This window comes from Delftia sp. WSY_16, assembly GCF_043104415.1.
GTDB classification, from domain to species: domain Bacteria; phylum Pseudomonadota; class Gammaproteobacteria; order Burkholderiales; family Burkholderiaceae_C; genus Comamonas; species Comamonas tsuruhatensis.
Genome location: NZ_JBICKS010000003.1, coordinates 323139 through 347051 on the forward strand (window position 1 = coordinate 323139; position 23913 = coordinate 347051).

General features: G+C 70.1%; 18 protein-coding genes. 8 read left to right on the top strand and 10 right to left on the bottom strand.

Annotated features, from left to right (window positions below; genetic code table 11):
* Nucleotide 1 precedes the first annotated feature (1 nt).
* Entirely contained in the window at nt 2-1324 is a 1323-nt protein-coding gene (locus ACF8O7_RS02250; RefSeq protein WP_126311225.1) for a nitrate/nitrite transporter, read from the bottom strand.
* Nucleotides 1325-1480: 156 nt separating this feature from the next.
* Nucleotides 1481-2443, bottom strand: a complete 963-nt coding sequence (locus tag ACF8O7_RS02255; protein WP_126311223.1) for an AraC family transcriptional regulator — start codon at nt 2441-2443, stop codon at nt 1481-1483.
* Between the two features lie 130 nt (nt 2444-2573).
* On the opposite strand from ACF8O7_RS02255, the gene ACF8O7_RS02260 reads away from it, so the two are divergent.
* From ACF8O7_RS02260 to ACF8O7_RS02270, 3 genes are read left to right on the top strand one after another with little or no spacing between them, the layout of a single operon-like run.
* Nucleotides 2574-4568 carry a TonB-dependent receptor gene (locus tag ACF8O7_RS02260; RefSeq protein ID WP_126311222.1) on the top strand — a complete coding sequence of 665 codons (1995 nt, stop codon included), beginning with the start codon at nt 2574-2576 and terminating at the stop codon, nt 4566-4568.
* 26 nt (nt 4569-4594) lie between these two features.
* Nucleotides 4595-5674, top strand: a complete 1080-nt coding sequence (locus ACF8O7_RS02265; protein WP_126311221.1) for a trans-aconitate 2-methyltransferase — start codon at nt 4595-4597, stop codon at nt 5672-5674.
* Nucleotides 5671-6912: an MFS transporter gene (locus ACF8O7_RS02270; protein WP_277849332.1), complete on the top strand. Its 1242-nt coding sequence runs from the start codon at nt 5671-5673 to the stop codon at nt 6910-6912. The genes ACF8O7_RS02265 and ACF8O7_RS02270 overlap by 4 nt, the downstream gene beginning before the upstream one ends.
* A 4-nt stretch (nt 6913-6916) precedes the next feature.
* On the opposite strand, the gene ACF8O7_RS02275 is transcribed toward ACF8O7_RS02270, so the two are convergent.
* Together ACF8O7_RS02275 and ACF8O7_RS02280 are read right to left on the bottom strand one after the other, a co-directional pair.
* Nucleotides 6917-7588 carry a response regulator gene (locus ACF8O7_RS02275; RefSeq protein ID WP_012203037.1) on the bottom strand — a complete coding sequence of 224 codons (672 nt, stop codon included), beginning with the start codon at nt 7586-7588 and terminating at the stop codon, nt 6917-6919.
* A 28-nt stretch (nt 7589-7616) separates the two neighbouring features.
* On the bottom strand, nt 7617-9515 hold the full coding sequence (locus tag ACF8O7_RS02280; protein ID WP_126311337.1) for a type IV pili methyl-accepting chemotaxis transducer N-terminal domain-containing protein: 1899 nt from the start codon (nt 9513-9515) through the stop codon (nt 7617-7619).
* 161 nt (nt 9516-9676) lie between these two features.
* Here ACF8O7_RS02280 and ACF8O7_RS02285 point away from each other — a divergent pair, with 161 nt between their 5' ends.
* Complete coding sequence (locus ACF8O7_RS02285) at nt 9677-10561, top strand: ChaN family lipoprotein (protein ID WP_392442165.1); 885 nt, start codon at nt 9677-9679, stop codon at nt 10559-10561.
* A 3-nt stretch (nt 10562-10564) separates the two neighbouring features.
* Here ACF8O7_RS02285 and ACF8O7_RS02290 read toward each other — a convergent pair whose 3' ends face one another.
* On the bottom strand, nt 10565-12520 hold the full coding sequence (locus tag ACF8O7_RS02290; RefSeq protein WP_392442167.1) for a putative bifunctional diguanylate cyclase/phosphodiesterase: 1956 nt from the start codon (nt 12518-12520) through the stop codon (nt 10565-10567).
* A gap of 73 nt (nt 12521-12593) precedes the next feature.
* On the opposite strand from ACF8O7_RS02290, the gene purU reads away from it, so the two are divergent.
* From purU to ACF8O7_RS02305, 3 genes are all read left to right on the top strand, one after another.
* On the top strand, nt 12594-13442 hold the full coding sequence (gene purU, locus ACF8O7_RS02295) for a formyltetrahydrofolate deformylase (protein ID WP_013804418.1): 849 nt from the start codon (nt 12594-12596) through the stop codon (nt 13440-13442).
* A gap of 19 nt (nt 13443-13461) precedes the next feature.
* Complete coding sequence (locus ACF8O7_RS02300; RefSeq protein WP_017405258.1) at nt 13462-14385, top strand: LysR substrate-binding domain-containing protein; 924 nt, start codon at nt 13462-13464, stop codon at nt 14383-14385.
* 151 nt (nt 14386-14536) lie between these two features.
* A complete protein-coding gene (locus tag ACF8O7_RS02305) occupies nt 14537-16048 on the top strand; it encodes an FAD-linked oxidase C-terminal domain-containing protein (RefSeq protein ID WP_074920736.1) in 1512 nt (503 codons plus the stop codon).
* A gap of 87 nt (nt 16049-16135) precedes the next feature.
* On the opposite strand, the gene ACF8O7_RS02310 is transcribed toward ACF8O7_RS02305, so the two are convergent.
* Nucleotides 16136-17158, bottom strand: a complete 1023-nt coding sequence (locus ACF8O7_RS02310; RefSeq protein WP_043789237.1) for a hypothetical protein — start codon at nt 17156-17158, stop codon at nt 16136-16138.
* A gap of 119 nt (nt 17159-17277) precedes the next feature.
* Here ACF8O7_RS02310 and ACF8O7_RS02315 point away from each other — a divergent pair, with 119 nt between their 5' ends.
* Nucleotides 17278-17700: a hypothetical protein gene (locus tag ACF8O7_RS02315; protein ID WP_016446649.1), complete on the top strand. Its 423-nt coding sequence runs from the start codon at nt 17278-17280 to the stop codon at nt 17698-17700.
* A 69-nt stretch (nt 17701-17769) separates the two neighbouring features.
* On the opposite strand, the gene ACF8O7_RS02320 is transcribed toward ACF8O7_RS02315, so the two are convergent.
* The 4 genes from ACF8O7_RS02320 to ACF8O7_RS02335 form a co-directional block, all read right to left on the bottom strand.
* Nucleotides 17770-18120 (bottom strand): DUF4148 domain-containing protein, encoded by a 351-nt coding sequence (locus tag ACF8O7_RS02320; RefSeq protein ID WP_016446650.1) that lies wholly within the window; start codon nt 18118-18120, stop codon nt 17770-17772.
* A 177-nt stretch (nt 18121-18297) separates the two neighbouring features.
* Nucleotides 18298-19050 (bottom strand): carbon-nitrogen hydrolase family protein, encoded by a 753-nt coding sequence (locus ACF8O7_RS02325; protein ID WP_016451966.1) that lies wholly within the window; start codon nt 19048-19050, stop codon nt 18298-18300.
* A complete protein-coding gene (locus ACF8O7_RS02330; protein WP_017405263.1) occupies nt 19047-20534 on the bottom strand; it encodes a cytosine permease in 1488 nt (495 codons plus the stop codon). The genes ACF8O7_RS02325 and ACF8O7_RS02330 overlap by 4 nt, the downstream gene beginning before the upstream one ends.
* Before the next feature lie 202 nt (nt 20535-20736).
* Nucleotides 20737-23910 (bottom strand): CusA/CzcA family heavy metal efflux RND transporter, encoded by a 3174-nt coding sequence (locus tag ACF8O7_RS02335; RefSeq protein ID WP_126311216.1) that lies wholly within the window; start codon nt 23908-23910, stop codon nt 20737-20739.
* Nucleotides 23911-23913: the final 3 nt, after the last annotated feature.

Below are 23913 nucleotides of genomic sequence, written 5' to 3' on the forward strand. Positions count from 1 at the left end.
TTCAGCGCGCGGTCGGCTGCACATCGCTGTGGCCGCCGTGGCTGTTGAGCACGTCGGTGCGGCGCACCTCGGTGAAATACATCCAGATCAGCGACACCCAGACCACGCCGTACAGCAGCATGAAGGCGCTGGAGCGGATGCCCGTCCAGTCCAGCAGCACGCCGAACAGGATGGGCAGGATGAAGCCGCCCAGGCCGCCGGCCAGGCCCACGATGCCGCTGATGGCGCCGATGTTTCCGGGGTAGTCGTCGCTGATGTACTTGAAGACGCTGGCCTTGCCGAAGGCCATGGCAATGCCCAGCACGAACATCAGCGCGGTGAAGGCATGGACGTTCAGGCCCAGGTGAAAGCGGGTGCTGCCCTCGGTGGTGAGTACCGTGAAATCCGTCTGCGGATAGGACAGCAGGAACAGGCAGATCCAGCACACCCACAGCACCCACCAGGTCACGCTGTGCGCGCCGTACTTGTCCGACAGCCAGCCGCCGATGGCGCGCAGCACGCCGCCCGGCAGCGAAAAGCAGGCCGCCAGCAGGGCCGCCACGCGGATGTCCAGGCCGTACTCGCCCACGTAGTACTGCACCATCCACAGGCTCAGCGCCACATAGCCGCCGAAGACGATGCTGTAGTACTGGCAGTACTTGAGCACGCGCGGGTCCTTGAGCGCCTTCAACTGGTCGCTGAAGCGCACATTGCTGGGCACCAGGTGGGCCGGGTCGCTGTGGCTGAACAGCCAGAACAGCACCAGCGCGCCCAGCATGATGGCCGCATAGGCATGCGGCACGGCGGCCCAGCCGAAGGCCACCAGGATCACCGGCGCCACGAACTTGTTGACCGCCGCGCCCGAGTTGCCCGCGCCATAGATGCCCATGGCCATGCCCTGGCGCTCCTTGGGAAACCAGCGCGCCACATAGGGCGTGCCCACCGAGAACGAGCCGCCCGCCAGGCCCACGAACAGGCCGATGGTCAGGAAGTGCCAGTACTCGGTGGCATAGCCCATCACCCAGATCGCGGGCACGGTGACGGCCATCAGCACCGCCATCACGATGCGCCCGCCGAAGCGGTCGGTCCAGATGCCCAGCGGCACGCGCACCAGCGAGCCCGTGAGCACGGGCATGGCCGTGAGCAGGCCGAACTGCGTGGCGTTCAGATCCAGCATCTTCTTGATGGGGATGCCGATGATGCCGAACATCATCCAGACCATGAAGCAGACCGTGAAGGCCAGGGTGCTGACGGCCAGGACCGACCAGGCCTGGCGGTCGTGGCGTGTGCCTGTGCTGGTGCTCTTTCGGGGGTCGCCCTGTGCGGTGGGCGCTGTGTTTGCCATTTTGTTTTCCTCGTGGGGGCTATGGCTTGCATGGTCCCGCGCGAGGGCCGCGCCGCACATCCGCCAGCCGTACGCTCGGACAAGGCGGAAGAACTAGGAGCGCGCAGGCGGGCCTAGTTCCAAAGAACTATCGGGGACAAAAAGGCTTGACGCAGATCAGGAACGGCGGCCGAAGACCGATTTCGGGCTGCGCCCGTAGAACCGCGCAAATGCCGCACTGAAGTTCGACGGATGGGCATAGCCCACCTGCCAGCCGGCCTGGGCGACCTGGCAGCCGGTCTCCAGCAACGCCCAGGCGCGGCGCATGCGCAGCTCCAGCAGCAGGGCCTGGGGCGTGGTGCCGAAGACGGCGCTAAATCCCTGCTTGAGCCGGTGCTCGCCCAGACCCACGGCGGCGCTCAGGTAGGCCAGGGTCAGCGCGCGGTCCATCTGGGTGGACAGCAGTTCGCGCGCCTGCTCCAGCCGGACCAGTTCGTCGGCCGACCAGCGCGGTGCCGCCTTGGCCGGCTGCGGCGCAGGCGCGAGATGCCGCAGCTCCAGCGCGGCCAGGCTCAGCATGGCGATGTGGCGGTCCAGCGCATCGGTGGGCTGATGCCCGGGTGGCTGGGCCAGACGCCGCGCCAGCGCCAGACTGGCCGGCAGGCTGGCACGGTGGTCCAAGGGCCGCACGCCGGCCGCGCCGTCCACCTGCGTCAGCCGCCGCGAAAGCTCGGCCCCCAGATAGCGGTCCAGCGCTGCACCCGACAGCAGCAGGCGCAGTTGGCGCACGGTCTGGCCTGCCGCATAGCGGCGCTCGCCCTGGCTGCCGCGAAAGGCTGCCAGCGTGGTCTGCCCCGCGCCGAAGCGCAGCGCCGCACCCGTACGCGCCACAAAGCCCGATTCCCCGGCCAGCCCCAGCGTGATGACCAGGGTGCGGCCCTGGTCCGAGGCATCGGCCTGCACGCTGTCCTCCACCAGGTCGCGCAGCGGGCAGTAGTGCGAGCGCGCCAGCACGATGCCGTCGCCCAGCGTGAAGCGCTCCGCATGGCAGTCGCCCAGCTCGGCGGGCAGGGCATGCCGCGTCCAGCCCGGTGCACAGGGCTGGGGCAAGGCAAGCGAGGAAGGGATGCGGGAGGTCATGGGAGAGGAATGGATGCGCGCTTCGCATAGGAAATGCTCCGGCGCGCATACGTTTTCAAATGATAGCGATTCTCATCTTCCCTAGCATCGGTCTCCAACGAGATTCCCTTTTGGAGAGGACGAGAAAACCATGGCATTCCCCCTTCGCTGGCCGGCCGCGCTGGCCCTGGTCCCCTTCACGGTGGCGGCCCAGGGCCAGGCGCCCGAAGCCGCCCTGCCCGAGATCACGGTCACGGTGAACAAGCAGGCCGAGAGCCTGGACGCCGTGCCCGCCAGCGTCTCCGTCTTCGACGGCGCGGCGCTGGAGGCGGCCGGCGTGCGCGGGCTGGACGCGCTGTCCGCCCAGGTGCCGGGCTTTGTGTTCCAGGCCTTCGGCCAGTCGGGCGTGCAGCCGCCCGTGATGCGCGGACTGACGGCCAACTTCGTGTCGTTCTCCTCGTCCACACTGCTGCTGGTCGATGGCGTGCCCACGCTGATGGCCCAGGGCTTCGAGCACAACCTGCAGGGCGTGGACCGCGTGGAGGTGCTGCGCGGCCCGCAATCGACCTTGTACGGCCGCAATGCCGAAGCGGGCGTGGTCAGCATCGTCACGCGCCAGCCCGGCGACACGCCCTATGCATCGATCAGCGCCGAGGCCGGCAACCACGGCCAGCGCGCGGGCAGCTTCGAGCTGGGCCGCGCCCTGGTGCCGGGCCAGCTCTACATCGGCCTGTCGGGCGAGTGGCGCGCGCAGGACGGTTTCATACGCCAGCAGGCGACGGGAGCGCGCGTGGACGACCGCGAGCGCGCCAGCGGCCGCCTGGCCCTGCGCTGGACGCCCACGGCCGAGACCGAGGCCACGCTGCGCTACGCCCAGCAGCGCTGGGACGACGGCGCCGCGCAATGGGGCAGCATTGCCGCGCCGCGCGCCACGGTGAACTCGGGCACGGACAGCTGGAACCGCTCGCGCGGGCAGACGCTGTCGCTCGATGTCTCGCACCGCTTTGCCTCGGGCCTGCGGCTGCGCTCCATCACCGCGCGCAATGTCTTCGACGACCGCGTGCTGCAGGACACGGACTTCCAGCGCGCCGACCTGCTCCACGTGCGGCGCGACTACCGCCTGGCCACGACCTCGCAGGAACTGCGCCTGGAGGGCGAGGCCGCAGGCCTGTGGAACGCGCGCTGGCTGGCCGGCCTGTACCTGGACCGCGACGACCATGACCTGCGCTACGAGCAAAAGCTGCCCGCCGCGCTGATGCGGCCCACGGCCGGACTCAAGGGCAGCACGGCGGCGCTGTTCACGCACTGGACCGTCCCGCTGTCCGAGCGCTGGACGCTGGCGGCCGGCGCGCGCGCGGAGCGCAACCGCGTGGAACTGGCCCCCGTGGGCGCGGCGGCGCGCAGCGACGACTGGTCGCGCTTGAGCCCCAAGCTCTCGCTGCAATACCAGTGGTCGCCCCAGGGCCAGGTCTACACCAGCCTCAGCGAGGGCTACCGCGCGGGCGGCTTCAACGTGTTCTCTCCGGCCATGGGCTATGCGGCCTACGAGCCAGAGACCGTGCGCGCCTGGGAGATCGGCACCAAGGGCCGACTGCTGGGGCAGCGCCTGCGCTATGCGGCCTCGGTCTACACCCAGCAGGTGCGCGACATGCAGGTGCAGCAGATGGGCCTGCCGGGCGTGGTCTACATCACCAATGCGGCGCGGGCGCGCTCCACGGGTGCGGACTTCGAGCTGGACTATGTGTTCGGCGGCGGCTGGCAGCTGCAGACCGCCCTGGGCCTGAACCGCACGCGCTTCGGCAGCTTCCGCGACGGCACCGCCGTCTACGACGGCCACCGCAACCCGTTTGCGCCCGACATGACGGCCCATGTGGCGCTGCGCTACGACGCGCCCGGCCGCTGGTGGGCGCAGGCCGCCGTGCAGGGCGCGGGCAAGGTCTACCTGGACGCCGCCAACGCCTACCGCCGCCCCGGCTACGGGCTGCTCAACCTGTCGGCCGGCTATGCCCAGGGGTCCTGGGAAATCGCCGCCTACCTGCGCAATGCCGCCAACCGCCGCTACGACGCCGTGGGCTACCTCAACGGCCAGGTCGTGGTCTACAGCCCGCCGCGCGAGTTCGGCGTGCGGCTGACCTGGCGCATGTGACTCCCTTTCGTGAAAAGGACCTTCCGATGAATACACCCCGCTGCGAATCCCCTACCCACGCCCCCTCCCACGCCCTGCAGCCGCTGTGGGATCTGGCCGCCGCCCAGGTGCAGGCCGAGGCCCTGGTGCTGGCGCTCGAATCGGGGGCACTGGACCGGCTGGCCACGCCACAGACGCCGGCCGAGCTGGCCCAGGCCCAGGGCTGGAACGAGGCCAATACCTCCCATTGGCTGGAATTGCTGTGGAGCATGGGCCTCTTGCGGCGCGGCCAGCACGAGCCCGTGAGCTACCTGTTGGCCACCGATGCGCTGCGCTACCTGCACAGCGCATCGCCCGAGTCCTGCGGCGCGGCCTGGCTGTTCCGCCTGCGCTCGCTGCGCCACTCCGCCACGCTGCTGCGCGGCCTGGTCGAGCACGGCCCTGCCGGGGACGGCTCGGCCTGCCGCGCCCCCTTGGCCACGGGCAATGCCGAAGGCTGGGCCGCCGCCGCGCGCGCCCAGATCGGCCAGGAGCAGCGCGCCGTCAGCGTGCCTGCCGCGCTGCAGGTGCTGGACCAGGTGCCCGAGGTCGCTGCCGGCGCAGGCACCCCGCGCCGCATGCTGGACCTGGGCGGCGGCCCCGGCTGGATCGCGCTGGCCCTGCTGCGCCGGCAGCCCGCGCTGCAGGCCTGCGTCTTCGACTGGCCCGAGGCCGTGGCCGTGGCGGCGGACAACGCCCGCCAGTCCCGCCTGTCCGACCGCTTCACCGCGCTGGGCGGCAATCTGGCCACGGACGGCATAGGCAGCGGCTACGACCTGGTCTGGTGCTCGTCCGTGCTGCACTTCGTGCCCGATGCGGCAGCCGTGGTCGCCAAGGTGTTCGACGCGCTGGCGCCCGGCGGCGTCTTCGTCTGCGCCCATGCCGAGGTGGATGAGACGCCCGAAGCCGCCCTGCGCACCCTGCCCTACTACCTGCCCATGCGCCTGCTGGGCCGCAGCGTGACCCGGCGCGGCGAGCTGCAGGCGCTGCTGGCGCAGGCGGGCTTCGAGCGCATCGAACGCATCGAGTCGCGCGAGTTTCCGATGGCGCCGCTGGCCGTGCTCATTGCCCGCAAGGCCGCGCCATGACGACCGCAGCTCCCCGCCCTGTCTGGCTGCTCCAGGCACTTTTCGGCTGGCTGCACCTGGCGCTCACGGCGCCCAGCGTCTACCTGTGGCTGGGCCTGCCCCTGGTCATGCGCCAGCATGGCTGGTCGGGCACGGCCATCGGCCTGTTCCAGCTGGCGGGCCTGCCCGCGCTCATCAAGTTCGCGCTGGCCGCGCCCGTGGAAGCGCGCAGCGCGAACGGCCAGCCGCGCTACCGCGCCTGGGCGCTGGCCCTGTGCCTGGCTTATGCGGCCGTGCTGCTGGCCCTGGGCTGGCAGCAGTTGCTGGCCGAGCGCCTGTGGCTGTTCGGCCTGGCCTTCGCGGCCGCGCTGGCCGCCACCTGGGCCGACATTCCCGTCAGCGCCCTGGCCATCCGCCTGCTGCCCGCGTCCGAGCGCATGCGCGCCGGGGGCGTGCGCGCAGCGGCGCTGTCGCTGGGCGCCATCGTGGGCGGCGGGATGATGCTGCTCATGCAGGCGAAATGGGGCTGGCGCGCGCCCTTCCTGTGCCTGGCGGGCGCGCTGGCGCTGGGCGCCCTGCTGCTGGCCTGGGTGGTGCGTCATGAGCCCGGGGAGGCGCCCTCGCCTGTGCTGCTGCCTGCGCCCAAAGCTGGACTGGCCGCCATGGTCCGCGGCTATGGCGCCCAGCCCGGCGCCTGGCGCTGGGCCCTGGTGCTGGTCAGCTACTTTCCCTTCATCGGCGCGGCCTGGTTCTACCTCAAGCCGCTGATGCTGGACCACGGCTTCGCGCCCGCCCAGGCCGCCCTGCTGGCCGGCATGGGCGGCGGCGTGGTGGCTGCGCTGGCGGGCGCGGCCTCGCCCCTGCTCACGCGCCGCCTGGGCACCCGGCGCGCCCTGCCCCTGTATGCGGGCGGCAACGTGGCGGCGCTGGCGCTGCTGGCGGCCGTCATCGCAGCCGGCGCCCCGGCCCCGGGCCTGGTCGCGGCCGTGGCCTGCGTGGCAGCAGCCATGGGCGCCTCCTCGGCCTGCGTCTTCGGACTGATGATGCAATTCGCCCGCCCGCGCTGGCAGGCCTTCGACTACGGCCTGCAGGCCAGCCTGTTCGCCGCCAGCCGCATGCTGGTGCCGCTGGCCGCCGGCGTGGCGCTGGACGCCATGGGCGCAGCGGCCATGCTCACCGGCCTGGCCGTGGCGGCCGCGCTGGCGTGGGTGTGGGCGCTGCGGTGTGCGGGGGATGGGTGGGCTTCAGCCACAGCGTAGGCCGCTAATCCCGCTGCCGCTCCGACGCATACACCGCCGCCTGCACGCGCGAGCTCAGGCCCAGCTTGCGCAGGATGTGCTGGACGTGGATCTTGACCGTGGTCTCGGCAATGTCCAGCGTGCGGGCGATTTCCTTGTTGCTGGCGCCTCGGGCGATCTGGACCAGCACCTCTTCCTCGCGCGGGGACAGCGGCGAGGCCGGGGCCTCGTCCGGCTCGGGCGCCTGGGGCTCGGGCGCGCCCTGGGACTGGAAGGCGGCCACCAGCTTGCCCATCATCTCGGGGCTGACTACGGGCTCGCCGCGCGCGGCGCGGCGCAGGGCCTCGGACAGCAGGTCGCCGTCGATGGTCTTGAGCAGATAGCCCTGGGCGCCGTTGCGCAGCGCGGCCGCCAGGTCCTGGCCGTCCTCGCTCACGGTGAGCATGACGACGCGGCTGCCGGGCGATGCGGCCCGCAGGCCCGCGATGGCATCGACGCCCAGCACACCGGGCAGGTGGTTGTCCAGCAGGATGACCTGGGGCGCCAGCGCGGGCACCAGGCGCAGGGCCTCGCCCGCGTCGCCGGCCTCGCCGACCACGCGCAGGCCTGCGTCCTGGGCGATGAGGGCGATCAGGCCGCGGCGGAACAGCGTGTGGTCGTCGATGACGAAGACGGAGATGGGGCTGGAGAAGGACATGGGGCAGCTTTTTTCTTCCGGGAGCGTGTCACGCGTTCGAGGGGAGGGCCTGCGCTGGCGCGCCGGCCGAGGCCGACGGCGGCAGCTCGATCAGCACGCGCGTGCCCTCGCCGGGGCGGGAGTGGACATGGACCAGCGCCTGCGCCAGCAGGGCGCGCTCGCGCATGATGCCCAGGCCCACATGCAGCGAGTCCGGCGCCACGTCGGCGGGGACGAAGCCGCAGCCGTCGTCGCTGACCTCGAAGCGCCAGGGGTGGCGCCCCACGCGCAGCTGCACATGCCTGGCACCCGCGTGCTTGCGCACGTTGGACAGCGCCTCCTGCACCATGTGCAGCACCTGGATCTGCACATCGGGCGCCAGCGGCAGGCCCTGGCCCGTCATGCTCAGCGAGGTGGCAATGCCCGTCTGGTGCTCGAACTTGGACAGCGTGGCGCGCAGCGCGGCCTCGATGTCCTCGGCGCTGGTGCGCGTGCGGAAATGCACCAGCAGCTCGCGCACGTCGGCATAGCATTCGCGCACGCCCACTTCCAGCTCGCCCAGGCTGCGGTCGCGCGCCTCGTCGCGGCCCTTGGCCACGGCGTCGCGCAGCAGCTGGGTCTGGATCTTGAGAAAGGCCAGCGACTGGGCAATGGAGTCATGCAGCTCGCGCGCGATCAGGCCGCGCTCCTCGGCCACGGCGGCTTCGCGCTCCAGCGCCGTGGCGCGCAGGCTTTCCATGGCACTGGCCAGGTGGCGCGCCATGGCGGACAGCAGGTCGCGCATGTCGTCCGTGAGCACCACGCTGGAGCGAAAGAACAGGTTGACCTCGCCCAGCAGGCGCTGCTGCAGTTGCACGGGGATGCTGACCACGGTCTCGAAGCCGGCCTCGCGGCAGTGGGGCAGTTGCAGGTCGCTGGCCGGGGTGATGGGGATCACGCGCAGCCGCGCCTGCTCGCGCGGCTGGCCGCACAGGCAGGCGCCCGTGTGCAGGCAGTGCTCCTGCACCGACATGGACTGGGGCAGGCCGTCGCCGGCCAGCAGCACGTAGCGCTCGTTGGCCTCGTCGGACCAGCGCACCGTGGCCGCATCGGCCTGGGCTGCCACACGGATCTGGCGCACGAACCCTTCGGCCAGGGCCTGGAGGCTGGCCGCCTCGGAGGCCTGCACGCTGACCGCGTACAGCGCCTGCAGCTGCTGGTGCTGCACGTTGAGGCTGGCGGTCTTCTCGCGCACCTTGTCCTCCAGTTCGGCGTGCGAGCTTTGCAGCGACTGGGCCATGAGGTTGAAGCCGGCCGCCAGCTGGCCGAACTCGTCGTCCACCTCCACGCTCATGCGCGTGTCCAGGTGTCCGCGCCGCATGCGCTCCAGCGCCGAGCGCAGCTGGCCCACGGGATGCAGCACCAGCCAGTAGCTGGTGGCCATGAAACTCACGGCCGCGATGATGGCCAGCGCCATCAGACACATCTGAAACAGGTGCAGGATGGCCGTCCAGCGCGAGAGCCGGTCCTCGATGGCCTCGACAAAGCCGTCCACCTCGCGCACGAAGGCGTCGGCGCTGCCCATGATGGCCTGCGCATCGGCCTGGTCCTCGGCCTGCCAGCGCGCGTGCAGCGCGCTCCAGTCGCGGCGTATGCGCTCGTAGCGCTCCCTGACCTCGTCGCTCCAGGGCACGAACAGCGGGCGCGACATGTCGCCGCTGCGCAGCAGGTCCAGGCTGGCGTCGAACTGCTGCGCGCGCGCCTGCCACTGCGCAGGCGCCTCGTTCTGGCGCGCCATGGCCATGCGCACCATGCTCATGCGCAGCCGCCCGGCCTCGTTCACGGCGGCCGCGCCGCCCTCCAGCTGCCAGGCCACCCACAGCGTGAAGCCGATCGATGCCACGGCCGCCAGCAGGCAGGCCGCGCCCATGAGCAGCAGCTTGGTCGAAAGCGAGGGCTTGCCATGCATGGTCGCACTGTAGCCACGGCGCATTTGCGCGTCTTGACCTGAATCAAGCGTCACCCGTTTGCGCCGTGCCCCCGCCCCGATTCCTAGGATCCTTTCAACTGCCCCCAATGCCCACAGGGCCTATGGGGGCCCCGGGCAAGGCCAGTGTTTAGCATGGGGCCATGCAAGTCCGCTCCATCCCCCGCCCCTTCATCCGCACCCCGCGCCTTGCCGGCCTGGCAGCGGCCGCATGGCTGGCGGCAGCCCTTGCCGGCTGCGCCAGCTCCTCCGCCCCGGCGCGGGACTGGACGCAGCAGTTGCAGCGCTGGTCAGACGCGCCCATCGTGCTGCTGGGCGAGCAGCACGATGCGGCGGCCCACCAGGCCTGGCAACAGGCCACGGTGCAGCAGCTGGCCACGCAGGAGCGCCTGGCCGCGCTGGTGATCGAGATGGCGCCGCGCACGGGCTCCACGGCCAGCCTGGCGCGCGATGCCTCCGAGGACGCTGTGCAGCAGGCCCTGCAATGGCAGGACGCCGCCTGGCCCTGGCCGCGCTACCGCGGCGTGGTCATGGCCGCCGTGCGCGCAGGCGTGCCCGTGCTGGGCGGCAACCTGCCCCGCGCCGACATGAAGCAGGCCATGCGCAACCAGAACCTGGACACCCACCTGCCGCCCGAAGCCTGGCAGCGCCAGCTCGACGCCATCCGCGAAGGCCACTGCGGCCTGCTGCCCGACACCCAGCTGGCGCCCATGGCCCGCATCCAGCTGGCCCGCGACGCCAGCATGGCCGAGGTGGCCAGGGCCGCAGTCAAGCCCGGCACGACCGTGCTGTTGGTGGCCGGGCGCGGCCACGTGCTGCGCGGCGTGGGCATTCCCACCTGGCTGCCCGAGGCCGCAGGCGCCAAGGTGGCCGTGGCGCAGGCGGGGGAGACATCGGTGGCGCAGGCCTCGGATGTGGATTGGCTGCAGAAGACGGATGCCCTGCCCGCCAAGGACCACTGCGCCGAGCTGCGGGAGAAGTTCAGGAATCCGCCGGCGCCGCGGGCGGATGCGGGTCGGGTGGACTGAGCTTCACCCCTGCACGGCCCACATTCCCTCGTTGCCCGAGACCCACTCGCCGAACGCCTGCGCAGGCATGGGCTTGCTGCACAGATAGCCCTGGAAGAAGTCGCACTCCTTGCCGCGCAGGAACGCCAGCTGCTCGGCCGTCTCCACGCCCTCGGCCAGCACCTTCAGCCCCATGGCATGCCCCAGCGCGATCACCGACCCGCTGATGGCCATGTCGTCGGCGCTGTGCGGGATGTCGCGGATGAATCCCTGGTCGATCTTGAGCAGGTCCAGCGGGAAGCGCTTGAGGTGGGCCAGCGAGGAATAACCGGTGCCGAAGTCGTCGATGGCCAGCCGCAGGCCCTGGGCGCGCAGACGGCGCATGACAGCCAGGGCCTCCTCGGGGCGCTCGGCCAGGGCGCTTTCGGTGATCTCCAGCTCCAGGCAGTGCGGGGCGAAGCCCGTGGCGGCCAGCGCGTCGGCGGTGGCACCGGCGATGTCGGTCAGCAGGAACTGGTGCAGCGAGACATTGACCGCGATGGTCATCTCGGGCAGGCCCTGATCGCGCCAGCGCTGGCCCTGGGCGCAGGCCTCGCGCAGCACCCACAGGCCCAGCGCGCCGATGACGCCCGAGCTTTCGGCCACGGGGATGAAGCGTGCCGGGGAGATGAGGCCCTCGTCCGGGTCCAGCCAGCGCACCAGGGCCTCGGCGCCCACCAGGCGGCCCGTGGCCAGGTCGATCTGGGGCTGGAAGTACAGGCGCAGGTGGCCCAGGTCTATGGCCTGCCGCAGCCGTGCCTCCATGGCCAGGCGCTCGCGCGCGGCCGAGGTCATGTCTTCCTCGAAGAAGCACCAGGCACGGCCGCTGCGCGACTTGGCGCCGTAGACGGCGGCATGCGCGCCCTGCAGCAGGTCCTGGGCATTGCCGGCGTGGGAGGGGTACATGCAGATGCCCACGCTGACGCCGGCCATGACGGACAGGCCGTCCGGCGAGCTCCAGGGCTGGCCGGCCGCCGCGATCAGTTGCCGTGCACGGGCGATGGCGTCGCCGCGCTCGCTCATGCCCTTGCACAGCACGGCCAGTTCGTCACCGGCCATGCGACCTATGAGGTCCTGGGGACCCAGGGAGTCGTGCACACGGGCGGCGATGTGGCGCAGCACCTGGTCGCCGATGGCGTGGCCGTAGCTGTCGTTGACGTCCTTGAAGCGATCGATGTTCAGCAGCATCACGGCCAGCGTGCCCTGCTCGGCGGCCGCCTCGGCCACGGCGTCTTCCAGCAGCGCTGTGAAGCGCACGCTGTTGGGCAGGCCGGTGAGCATGTCGCGGTGGGCCAGGAATTCGAGCTGGGCCTCGCGCGCCTTCTCGGCCGAGATGTCGGTGAACATGCACACGTAGTGCGTGACCTTGCCCTGTGCGTCCTTGACGGCGCTGAGCGACATGCGCTCGGGAAAGACCTCGCCGTTCTTGCGGCGGTTCCAGATTTCGCCCTGCCAGTGGCCCGTGGCCTGCATGCTGTCCCACATGGCCTCGTAGAAGGCCTTGTCGTGGCGGCCGGACTTGAACATGCGCGGGGTCTTGCCCAGCATCTCCTGCTCGGTGTAGCCCAGCAGCCGCGTGAAGGCGCTGTTGACCGAGAGGATGCGGCTGCGCGCATCGGTGACGACCACGCCCTCCATGGTGTTGTCCACCACGGCGGCGGCCAGGCGCTGGCGTTCGTCGGCCTCCCGCCCGGCAGCCATCGCGGCATGGGCAGTGCGCTCTCCACGGCGCATGCGCCACAGCAGCCAGCCGCCGCCCACGGCCGTGACCAGCACCAGGGCCACCGAGGACAGCATGCGCCGCTGCGCTGCCGGCCCGGGCGGTATCTGCAGGTGCGCCAGCAGCCATTCCACGCCCCAGAGCCACAGCAGACCTGCGCACACATACAGGGTCAATGCGCCCCAGAGCGGTATTCGGGGCTGCTCTCCCTGATCTTGCATGTGGTTCCTCAGAACGTTCCCAGAACGTGTGACTTGCGCAGGGTCGTGTGCATGCTGCGACAATTGCGCCGCTATGACCCAAGCCTATATTCTTACCCTTTCGTGCCCCGACCGGCTCGGTCTGGTACATGCCGTCTCGGGCTTTCTGCTCGAGCAAGGCGGCAACATCGAAGAGGCCGCGCAGTATAACGACCCGGCCACCGGACTGTTCTTCATGCGCGTGCAATTTGCCTGCAACGGCTGCGATCCCGCGGCTCTGAGGGCGGCCCTGGCCGACCTGGGCGGCCAGTACCAGATGAAGTGGCGCCTGCACACCAAGGCCGAAGCCATGAAGACCGTGCTCATGGTCAGCAAGGAAGGCCACTGCCTCAACGACCTGCTGTTTCGCTGGAAGAGCGGCCTGCTGCCGGTGGACATCCGCGCCATCATCAGCAACCACCGCGAGTTCTACCAGCTGGCGGCCAGCTACAACATCCCCTTCCACCACATCCCCGTCACGGCTGCCACCAAGGCCCAGGCCGAGGCAAAGCAGTTCGAGATCATCGAGGCCGAAGGCGCCGAACTCGTGGTGCTGGCGCGCTACATGCAGGTGCTGTCCAACGACCTGTGCACCAAGCTTGCCGGCCGCGCGATCAACATCCACCACAGCTTCCTGCCCAGCTTCAAGGGCGCCAAGCCCTACTACCAGGCCCATGACCGCGGCGTGAAGCTGATCGGCGCCACGGCCCACTATGTGACGGCCGACCTGGACGAAGGCCCGATCATCGAGCAGGACGTGGCCCGCGCCGACCACACCGACACCGTGGAGGACCTCACGGCCCGCGGCCGCGACACCGAGAGCCAGGTGCTGGCCCGCGCCGTCAAGTGGCACAGCGAGCACCGCGTCATCCTCAACGGCCACAAGACCGTGGTCTTCCGCTGAAGCCGGCTCCCGGCCGCCCATGGCGAACGTGACCCTTGCCGCCGGCAGCGGCTTTGCCCCGCCCGGCAGCGGCGCCCGCCGCATCCCGCCCATACAGTGCCTGCTCACTTTCGAGGCGCTGGCGCGGCTGCGCAGCGTGACGCAGACGGCCGAGGAGCTGTGCGTCACGCCCAGCGCCGTCAGCCACCGCGTGCGCCAGCTCGAGCAGATCCTGGGCACGCGGCTGTTCGGCCGCTCGGACTTTTCGCTCACCACCGAAGGCAGCGCCTACCTGTCCCACGTGCGCGAGGGCCTGGGCGCGCTGCAGCGCTTTCCGGGCGAGGTGACGGCACCGGGCCGCCGCAGGCTCAAGCTCGCCGTCACGCCCACCTTTGCGCGCGTGATCCTGATCCCGCGCCTGCGCCAGTTCACGGAAACCTATCCCGAGATCGACATCGCCCTGCAGGTCTCCATCCCGCTGCTGGACGTGGTGGCCGAGGATGCCGACCTGATGGTGCGCTTCGGCCCCGGCCACTACGCCGACGTGGAGCACATCGAACTGGCGCGCGACGTGGTCACTCCGCTGGCCTCGCCGGCCTTCATCCGCGAGCACGGCCCCTTCGAGCAGCCCCAGGACCTGGAAGGCATGCCCCTGCTGCGCAGCCCGCTGGAGCCCTGGCGCACCTGGTTCGGCGCCACCGGCCTGGACTGGCCCGAGCCGCACGAGGGCTCGCAGTTCAACGACATCGGCCTGATGTGCGATGCGGCCTCGGCCGGCATGGGCATTGCCCTGGTGCGCCACAAGCTGGGCGCACCCTGGATGGACAACGGCACCCTGGTGCGCCTGTTCGACATGGACACGGCCAGCCCCCATGCCCACTACCTGTGCTGGCGCACCGGCACCATGGACCGCTGGGAATGCGCGGCCTTTGCTGAATGGTTGAAGAGGGCGATGGCCTGCTGAGGCGCCCACAACGGAATTCACGGATTTCGCGGATTTCACGCGCCGTTGCAATAAACATCAGCGCAGTCCCGCTGCACAAAGACGGCGGCATCGCCTAAAGTCAGGCCCCATGACTTCCGCCAGCTCCCCAGCCAGCCTCGCTCCCGGCGCCATGGCGTCGGCCGCCGCCGATGCCGCCCACCAGCAGCCCACGGCCTCCGAACGCGCACGGCGCCAGGCCGAGGTCGTGGCCGCGCTGGCCCGCCATGTGCCCGCGCATGCCCTGCTGTGGAACGCCGAGGACACCACCCCCTATGAATGCGACGGACTCACGGCCTACCGCCAGCGCCCCCTGGTGGTCTGCCTGCCCGAGACCGAGGCCCAGGTCCAGGCCGTGCTGCGCGCCTGCCACGCCATCCAGGTGCCCGTGATCGCACGCGGCGCAGGCACCGGGCTGTCGGGCGGCGCCCTGCCCCATCCCATGGGCGTGACGCTGTCGCTGGCCAAGTTCAACAAGATCCTCCAGGTCGATGCCGCCAGCCGCACGGCCGTGGTGCAGTGCGGCGTGCGCAACCTGGCCATCAGCGAGGCCGCCGCGCCCCTGGGCCTGTACTACGCGCCCGATCCCAGCAGCCAGATCGCCTGCACCATCGGCGGCAACGTGGCCGAGAACTCGGGCGGCGTGCACTGCCTCAAGTACGGGCTGACCGTGCACAACGTGCTGAAGGTGCGCGGCTTCACGGTGGAGGGCGAGCCGGTGGAGTTCGGCTCCATGGCGCTGGACACGCCGGGCTTCGACCTGCTGGCCATCCTGGTCGGCAGCGAAGGCATGCTGGCCGTGACCACCGAAGTCACCGTGCGCCTGATCCCCAAGCCCCAGCTGGCGCGCTGCATCATGGCCAGCTTCGACGACGTGCGCAAGGCCGGCGACGCCGTGGCCGCCGTGATCGCGGCGGGCATCATCCCGGCCGGGCTGGAGATGATGGACAAGCCCATGACGGCCGCCGTCGAGGACTTCGTCAAGGCCGGCTACGACCTCACGGCCGAGGCCATCCTGCTGTGCGAGAGCGACGGCACGCCCGAGGAAGTCGAGGAAGAGATCGCCCACATGAGCGAAGTGCTGCGCGGCGCCGGCGCCACGGCCATCACGGTGAGCGAAAGCGAGGCCGAGCGCCTGCGCTTCTGGAGCGGGCGCAAGAACGCCTTTCCCGCCAGCGGGCGCATCAGCCCCGACTACATGTGCATGGACTCCACCATCCCGCGCAAGCGCCTGGCCGACATCCTGCTGGCCATCCAGGAGATGGAAAAGAAATACGGCCTGCGCTGCGCCAACGTCTTCCACGCGGGCGACGGCAACCTGCACCCGCTGATCCTGTTCGATGCCAACGACCCCGACGAGCTGCACCGCTGCGAGCTGTTCGGCGCCGACATCCTGGAGACCAGCGTGGCCATGGGCGGAACGGTCACGGGCGAGCATGGCGTGGGCGTGGAAAAGCTCAACTCCATGTGCACCCAGTTCACCACGGCCGAGAACGACCAGATGTTCGCGCTCAAGGCCGCCTTCGACCCGCAGGCCCTGCTCAACCCCGGCAAGGTGATTCCCACGCTCAACCGCTGTGCCGAATACGGAAAGATGCTGGTGCGCGGCGGCCAGATCTCACACCCGGACCTGCCGAGATTCTGAGGCGTGGTGCAACCGGCGTGGTGCAACGGGCGCGGTGCAACCGGCGACGTGCGGCGTGCAACAGGCGCCGTGCAGTCCTTCCCGCCCTCAGGGCTGCTGCAGGCAGCGCGCCCACAGTCCGTCAAGCGCCCGGGCCAATGCGCCTCCCTGGCGGGGCACGGCCTGGCCCTCGCCCAGGTCTTCGACCAGGGTGTCCAGCGGCGTGGCTTCGGTCAGCGTGCGCACGCCGCACTCCATGGCCAGGGCCGTGTCCAGGTAGACCACGCGTGCGCCGGCCACGCTCCAGCGCGTGAGCTCGCGCACGCGGCCCACCTGGCCCAGCCGCAGGCGCATGGCCTCCATGCGCGCGGCCAATGAGCGGCGTATGCGCTCGCCCGCCTCGGGGCGGTCTTCCTCCAGCCGGCGCAGCGCCGCCTCCTGCTGCTCCAGGGTGCGGTCCATCGCCTGCAAGGCCGCCTCGCGGCCCAGCCGGGCCTCGTCGTAGCGCGGCAGAGCCGCGCGCAGCCGCACCAGCGTCCGCTCCCGCTCGCGCGCATAGACATGCCCGGCCGCGCGCCCGGCCTGCGCACAGGCCTGGGCTGCCAGCACCAGGCGCTGCGGCGCGGCCTCGGCACTGAGGCTTTGCGGACGGAAGCTGCCGCACTCCTTCATGTCACCCAGCACACGCAGATCCTCCAGGTGCCGCTGCCTGTGGTCGGCATCCCTTTGCGCCTCCTGCGCGTGGCGCCGCAGCATCTCCTGCCGCTGCCGCTCCAGCACGAGCAGCTCACGCCATTCGCCACGCAACCGCGCCTCGAACCGGGCCTGTTCGCTTTCGGCGGCGCGCTGCAGTGGCCCGACCTCCTGGCGCAGACTGGCCTGCAGGTAGTCACGCACGCCTGCGCGCTCGCAGGCGTACTCGACGATGCGCCCGCCGCTGCCGTCTCCCACGCTGCGCCAGCTGCTGCGCGCGCAGGCCGACCTGTCCTGCAGCACCTGCCCTATCGACACGCCCGAGGCGGCGCCCCAGGGAGCAGCCCGCACGGTCAGCACCTCGCCATCGTCACCGCCGCAACCGCCCAGCAGCAGTGCCAGGCCCGCAGGCAGCAGCCACACTCCTTGCCAGCGCATGGGCCCTCCTGTGCTTGTGATTTCTGGTTGAGTCTTTGATGTTAACTATCAATCACATCGGATATGTGATTTTTCACAATACTCACTGCACAATCAGACTTATCCCATAGCGTGCCCGCATGCAGGATGCGAAGCAGCGGTTTGCGCAGAAATTACGTGATTCCCTGGAGGCCCGTGGCTATGAAGCCAAGCCCTCGGTGCTGGAGCGCGAATTCAACACACGCTTCTGGGGCAAGCCCATGTCGCAGCACGGCGTGCGTCTGTGGCTGCTGGGCAAGACCATGCCCAACACCAAGAAACTTGCTGCGCTGGCCGACTGGTTGCAGGTGCCGCTGGAGGAGTTCCTGCGCGCGCCGCAGCCGGCGCGTGAGGTGCGTGAGCCCAAGGGCAGCTGGTCCGCCGGCCTGGGCTACGAGGACAACGAGCTGTTCAAGATCTACCTGCGCCTTCCCGTACCCAAGCGCCGCCTGGCGCGCGACGTGATCCTGGCCATCGCACGCGCCCATGAGGCCGAGGAAGCGGAACGCGCCGCAGGCTCGTAGCCGCGCGGCGCGTCGGTCATCCCTTGATACGGCTGCTGCGGGGCAGCATTGCATCGCCCCGCACGTGCATCAACCACCCATGGCACGCTGGCGTGCATCGCGCTGGGCAGGCGTTTCGTTGATCAGTTCATTGATCACTTCCTGCCGCGTCTTGCCGCCACCGGTCTGCGGTGCAGGCGCCGGGTAGACGCCGGCATTGAAGCGCGAGGTGCCGCCCTGGCGCACGGCCGCCTCGGCCTCGGCCGTCACCTGGGCGCGCGTCTTGCTGCTCTTGAAATGTTCGGGATGGACGACGGCACCCGCCTCGTTGTTGGCCGGGTGGATGTACCCGGCCGCCGATGCCATGCCCGGCAGCAGCAGCGCTGCCGATGCGACCAGGCCGGCGATCAGGGTAGCGGGGGTGAAACGGCGTTGCGACATGGTGTGTCCCTTTCAAAGAACGTTGGTGATTCGTTCTCCCCACGCCCCGCAAGGCGGAACGCCGGGGAGAGGACTCCAATGTAGAAATCACGTGCCCACACCAGCCCCACAGGATGGTGACATTGCTGTCATACAACCGACACAGATGACCGCGCCACGGTGGCGCCTCGGCGCTCGTCAGCCCCGGTACTGCGCACGCGCGCGGCCGGGCGCCAGAGGGTCCAGGCGCACGTCCAGCAGGCCCTCGGCATCGCCCGCGATGCGCGCCAGTGTCTGGCCGAAGGGATCGGCGAACTGGCTGCCTCCGCTGAAAGCGTAGCTGTCGCCAGGGCCCACGCGGTTGGCCATGGCGATGTAGCACTGGTTGTCCATCGCACGCACGGGCACGGCATGGCGATGGATGTGGCCGTGGGGGTGCATCATCCCGTCCATCAGCACGATCAGGTCCACGCCCTGCGCACCCAGCGCGCGGGCCGGTGCCGCAAACTCGATGTCGAAGCAGATCAGCATTCCCAGCCGCAGGCCGCGCCATTCGCATGTGGGCCAGCGCTCACCTGCCTCGAACACGCCCTGGTCCGAGTCGTAGAGCATGGTCTTGCGGTAGTGCAGCAGCACCTGCCCGTCGGCATCGATCAGCAGGCCGGCATTGAAGCGGCGGCCCTGGTCTGCTTCGGCCAGGCCGATGGCGACAGCCACGCCGGCTTGCCGCGCGGCCTCGCGCAGCGCGGTGGCCGAGGGGCCGTCCAGCGGCTCGGCCAGCTGCGCCACGTTGTCGGGCCGGGGAAATCCGCTGATGCAGGTTTCGGGAAAGACCAGCAGGTCGGCCTGACCCGCGCTGGCCCTGATCGTCTTCAGCGTCATCGCCAAGTTGCCGGCAATGTCGCCGTCACGCAGACGGGGCTGGATGATGCGGATGCGGTGCTCCGTCATGGTGTGCGCTCCTTGGGATGCAAAGGGTGGCTGTCCTGCCGCGGCTGGCAACTGGCGGCCTCCTCGGCCTGCAGATCCAGGTTGCGGGCCAGCCCCCCGTAAAGGCTGCCGGCGACGAGAATGCCCGGCAGCCAGGCGAAGTCCACGCCGCCCAGCCGCTGCGCAGCCCAGCCGATGAAGACCGCATGGCCATCGGTGGCGTCGTGGATGTGCATGAACGGCACCATGGCTGCAAAGCCGCCCAGATAGGCGCAGATGCCGCGCCAGCCCCAGGCGCCGTAGATGCCCTGTGGCGTGAAGAAATCAGCGATGGCGTAGCGGCCCTTGCGCACCAGGAAGTAGTCCACGAGGTTGACCGCCGTCCATGGCACCAGGAAGTACAGCAGCAGCGCCAGGAAGGAGTGCAGCAGTGCCACGCCGCTGCCCTGGATGGACAGCACGCACGCGAGGATGGTGGCGCTGATGGCGGCGATGGCACCGATGCGTGCACTGCGCGTGGGGCGCAGGCCGCCCAGCGAATCCGCCGCCGTGAGCACGGTCAGCGCCGCGCTGTACGTGTTCAACGCGATGATGGGCAGGAAGGCCACGACGGCCAGGGCAGGCAGCAGCCGGTCCGCGCCCGGGAAAAGCGCCGCGCCGATCTGGCCCAGCGCCGCCAGCGCGTCCCCGGCCTGCAGCCGCTGCGCCATCCAGGCGCCCAGCCCGATCATCCAGGCCCCGGACAGCGATGCACCCAGGAAGATGGCTGCGATCAGGCGCCGGGGCGCAGTGTGGCGCGGCAGGTAGCGCGAATAGTCGGACACATAGGGCGCATAGGAGATGTTGTAGCTGGCCGCGATGGTGAACTGCGCGGCAAAGGCGCTCCATGCAAAGCCCGGCGCCGGGCCCGTGCCCTGGCGTGCCAAAGGCTCGCCCACGCCAGCCAGCAACGCCAGCGTGGCCAGCGCATACAGCGGCAGCGCCAGCATCAGCGCGCAGCGGAAGGCCCTGTGCATCACATCGTGGCCGCAGACCGCCAGCAAGGCGCCTGCCGCCACGGCCACGCAGGCCGTGGGCGCTGGCGGCAGGCCGAACACGGCCTGCATGCCCTGCATGATGAGCGAGACGTTGACGACGTTGAACCCCGTGAACACCAGCAGCGTGGCGCACAGCGGCAGGATGACACCGCGAAAGCCGAACTGCGCGCGCGACTGGATCATCTGCGGCAGCCCCAGCTGCGGCCCCTGCGCGCCGTGCAACGCCATGAACAGCGTGCCGAACATGATGCCCAGCGCCCCGGCCAGGGCGCTCCAGGGCGCCGACAGCCCCAGCGACGGGCCGACGAAGCCGATGGAAAGCGTGAAGAAGTGGAAGTTGCCCAGGAACCAGAACGGCCCCTGGTCGGCGAGCCGCGCGTGGCGCTCGCTGTCGGGAATGCAGTCGATGGACCGGCTCTCCACGGCGATGCGGGCACGGCCGTGCCGTCCGCTGGCGGGGCTGTTCATGGCCTTGTCTCCCTCCCGTTGTCCTTGCTGTTGTGGGACGAATTCTAGGCAGGGGTTCGCAGCCGCTCCATGCCAAATGCGCGAGGTTCACATCGATGGGCAAAGATGTGTGGCCCGGGATATCCCGGGCATGAAGAAACCCGCTGCAGCCAGGCTGCAGCGGGTTCCAAAGTGGCTGCCCGGGTGCTGCCCGGGCGCCGCGTCACACGGCAGGTGCCGGCGCGGCGGGCGCGGGGTCTGTGCCGCTGGCCTCCGACGGATCATTGCGATGCACCAGCCGGTACAGCAGCGGCAGCACCAGCAGGGTCAGCAGCGTGGATGACAGGATGCCGCCGATCACCACCGTGGCCAGCGGCCGCTGCACCTCGGCGCCCGTGCCCGTGGCAATGGCCATGGGCACGAAGCCCAGCGAGGCCACCAGGGCCGTCATCAGCACGGGGCGCAGCCGGGTGAGCGCGCCTTCGGTCACGGCATCGGGCACGCTGGCGCCCTGCTCTCGCAGGCTCCTGATCCAGGAGATCATGACCAGGCCGTTGAGCACGGCCACGCCCGACAGCGCGATGAAGCCCACCGCCGCCGAGATGGACAGCGGTATGTCGCGCAGCCACAGCGCCAGGATGCCGCCCGTGAGCGCGAACGGAATGCCCGTGAAGACCACCAGCCCGTCGCGCACATTGCCGAACATGGCGAACAGCAGCACGAAGACCATGAGCAGGGCCACGGGCACGACGATCTGCAGGCGGCGCGTGGCCGACTCCAGGTTCTCGAAGGTGCCGCCCCAGCGCGTCCAGTAGCCGGGCGGCAGCGACAGGCCCTGCAGCTTTTGCTGTGCCTCGCCCACGAAGGAGCCCATGTCGCGCCCGCGCACATTGGCGCTGACCACGATGCGGCGCTTGCCGTCCTCGCGGCTGACCTGATTGGGGCCGGGCGCGGTCTCGAATGTGGCCACGGCCGACAGCGGCACGAAGCCGATGCGCCCGTCCGCCCCGCGCGGCAGGGCGATGGGCAGGCGGCTCAGGGCCTGCAGGTCGTTGCGCACGGCGTCCGGCAGGCGCACCTGGATGTCGAAGCGCTTGTCGCCCTCGAACACCGTGCCGGCCTCGGTGCCGCCCATGGCGGTGCTGATGGCGTCCTGCACATCGCCCATGTTCAGGCCATAGCGCGAGGCCTTTTCGCGGTCGATCTGCACGGTGAGCATGGGCAGGCCCGTGGTCTGCTCGACCTTGACCTCGGAGGCGCCCGCGATCTGCTGCAGCATGCCGGCCACGGTCTGGGCGCTTTTCTCCAGCACGGCCATGTCGTCGCCGAAGATCTTCACGGCCACGTCGCTGCGCACGCCCGAGATCAGCTCGTTGAAGCGCAGCTGGATCGGCTGGGAGAACTCGTAGTTGTTGCCCGGGATGCGGTCCACCGACGCCTGCACGGCGGCCAGCAGCTCATCGCGCGGGCGCGCCGGGTCGGGCCACTCGCTGCGGGCTTTCAGCATGATGTAGCCGTCGGAGATGTTGGGCGGCATGGGGTCGGAGGCGATCTCGGCCGTGCCGGTGCGCGCGAACACGCGGTCGATCTCGGGGAACTCCTTCTTGAGCGCCTTCTCGATCTGCATCTGCATTTGCAGCGACTGCGTAAGGCTGGTGCCCGGGATGCGCAGCGCCTGGATGGCGAAGTCCCCCTCGTTGAGGTTGGGCGCGAACTCGCTGCCCAGGCGCGTGGCCAGCAGCAGGCTCAGCGCCACGGCCACGGCGGCGGCCGTGAGCACCACGGCGGGCGCGGCCATGACGCGCGCCAGCACGGGCGCATAGGCGCGGCGCGCCCAGCCCATGAGGCGGTTTTCCTTCTCGGCCACCTTGTCGCCCATGAACAGCGCAATCGCCGCCGGGATGAAGGTGATGGACAGCAGCATGGCGCCGGCCAGCGCAATGACCACCGTGAGCGCCATGGGGTGGAACATCTTGCCCTCCACACCCGTGAGCGCGAAGATGGGCAGGTAGACCACCATGATGATGAGCTGGCCGAACAGCAGCGGGCGGCGCGCTTCCTTCGCGGCGGCGAAGACTTCATGGAAGCGTTCGCTGCGCGTCAGCGACCGTCCGCGCGCCTCCTGCGCATGGGCCAGGCGGCGCACGCAGTTCTCCACGATGACCACGGCGCCGTCGATGATGATGCCGAAGTCCAGCGCCCCCAGGCTCATGAGGTTGGCGCTGACCTTGTAGTGCACCATGCCCGTGAAGGTGAACAGCATGGACAGCGGGATGATCAGCGCCGTGATCAGCGCCGCGCGCAGGTTGCCCAGGAACAGGAAGAGGATGACCACCACCAGGGCCGCGCCCTCCACCAGGTTCTTCTTGACCGTGGCGATGGCCTTGTCCACCAGGTTGGTGCGGTCGTAGACGGTGATGGCCTTGACGCCAGGGGGCAGGCCCCGGTTGATCTCGGCCATGCGCTGGTCCACGGCGCGCGAGACGGTGCGGCTGTTCTCGCCGATCAGCATGAACACCGTGCCCAGCACCACCTCGCGGCCGTTGTCGGTGGCTGCGCCCGTGCGCAGCTCCTGGCCCAGCCCCACCTCGGCCAGGTCGCGGATGCGGATGGGCTGGCCCTGGGCCGAGCCCACGATGACCTCGCGGATGTCGGCGATGCCGCCGACCTGGCCCGGCGCGCGGATCAGGTACTGCTCGCCCTGGCGCTCGATGTAGCCGGCGCCCACGTTGGCGTTGTTGCGCTGCAGGGCGGTGACGATGTCGGCCAGCGTGAAGCCGTAGGCGGCCAGCTTCTCGGGCGCGGGCGCCACCAGGTACTCCTTGGCGTAGCCGCCGATGGAGTTGATCTCGGTGACGCCGGGCACGTTGCGCAGCTGCGGCTTGATGACCCAGTCCTGGATCTCGCGCAGGTCCATGGGCGTGTAGGGCGTGCCGTCGGGCTTTTTCGCACCGTCCTCGGCCTCCACGGTCCACAGGTAGATCTCGCCCAGGCCCGTGGAAATGGGGCCCAGCGTGGGCGTGATGCCCGCAGGCAGGCTGTCGCGCGCCTGCTGTATGCGCTCGCCCACCAGCTGCCGTGCGAAGTAGATGTCCGTGCCGTCCTTGAACACCACGGTGACCTGGGACAGGCCGTAGCGCGACAGCGAGCGCGTCTGCTCCAGGTGGGGCAGGCCGGCCATCACCGTCTCTATGGGATAGGTGACGCGCTGCTCGGTCTCCAGCGGCGAGTAGCCGCTGGCCTGGGTGTTGATCTGCACCTGGACATTGGTGATGTCGGGCACGGCGTCGATGGGCAGGCGCTGGTAGTTGTAGATGCCCAGCGCGGCCATGGCCAGCACGGCCAGCAGGACCAGCCAGCGCTGCTCTATGGCAAATCGGATGATGCGTTCAAACATGGA

Coding starts and splice junctions, on each gene's coding strand:
- ACF8O7_RS02250 (WP_126311225.1), bottom strand. CDS start 1,324: ATGGCAAACACAGCGCCCACCGCACAGGGCGACCCCCGAAAGAGCACC.
- ACF8O7_RS02255 (WP_126311223.1), bottom strand. CDS start 2,443: ATGACCTCCCGCATCCCTTCCTCGCTTGCCTTGCCCCAGCCCTGTGCA.
- ACF8O7_RS02260 (WP_126311222.1), top strand. CDS start 2,574: ATGGCATTCCCCCTTCGCTGGCCGGCCGCGCTGGCCCTGGTCCCCTTC.
- ACF8O7_RS02265 (WP_126311221.1), top strand. CDS start 4,595: ATGAATACACCCCGCTGCGAATCCCCTACCCACGCCCCCTCCCACGCC.
- ACF8O7_RS02270 (WP_277849332.1), top strand. CDS start 5,671: ATGACGACCGCAGCTCCCCGCCCTGTCTGGCTGCTCCAGGCACTTTTC.
- ACF8O7_RS02275 (WP_012203037.1), bottom strand. CDS start 7,588: ATGTCCTTCTCCAGCCCCATCTCCGTCTTCGTCATCGACGACCACACG.
- ACF8O7_RS02280 (WP_126311337.1), bottom strand. CDS start 9,515: ATGCATGGCAAGCCCTCGCTTTCGACCAAGCTGCTGCTCATGGGCGCG.
- ACF8O7_RS02285 (WP_392442165.1), top strand. CDS start 9,677: ATGCAAGTCCGCTCCATCCCCCGCCCCTTCATCCGCACCCCGCGCCTT.
- ACF8O7_RS02290 (WP_392442167.1), bottom strand. CDS start 12,520: ATGCAAGATCAGGGAGAGCAGCCCCGAATACCGCTCTGGGGCGCATTG.
- purU (WP_013804418.1), top strand. CDS start 12,594: ATGACCCAAGCCTATATTCTTACCCTTTCGTGCCCCGACCGGCTCGGT.
- ACF8O7_RS02300 (WP_017405258.1), top strand. CDS start 13,462: ATGGCGAACGTGACCCTTGCCGCCGGCAGCGGCTTTGCCCCGCCCGGC.
- ACF8O7_RS02305 (WP_074920736.1), top strand. CDS start 14,537: ATGGCGTCGGCCGCCGCCGATGCCGCCCACCAGCAGCCCACGGCCTCC.
- ACF8O7_RS02310 (WP_043789237.1), bottom strand. CDS start 17,158: ATGCGCTGGCAAGGAGTGTGGCTGCTGCCTGCGGGCCTGGCACTGCTG.
- ACF8O7_RS02315 (WP_016446649.1), top strand. CDS start 17,278: ATGCAGGATGCGAAGCAGCGGTTTGCGCAGAAATTACGTGATTCCCTG.
- ACF8O7_RS02320 (WP_016446650.1), bottom strand. CDS start 18,120: ATGTCGCAACGCCGTTTCACCCCCGCTACCCTGATCGCCGGCCTGGTC.
- ACF8O7_RS02325 (WP_016451966.1), bottom strand. CDS start 19,050: ATGACGGAGCACCGCATCCGCATCATCCAGCCCCGTCTGCGTGACGGC.
- ACF8O7_RS02330 (WP_017405263.1), bottom strand. CDS start 20,534: ATGAACAGCCCCGCCAGCGGACGGCACGGCCGTGCCCGCATCGCCGTG.
- ACF8O7_RS02335 (WP_126311216.1), bottom strand. CDS start 23,910: ATGTTTGAACGCATCATCCGATTTGCCATAGAGCAGCGCTGGCTGGTC.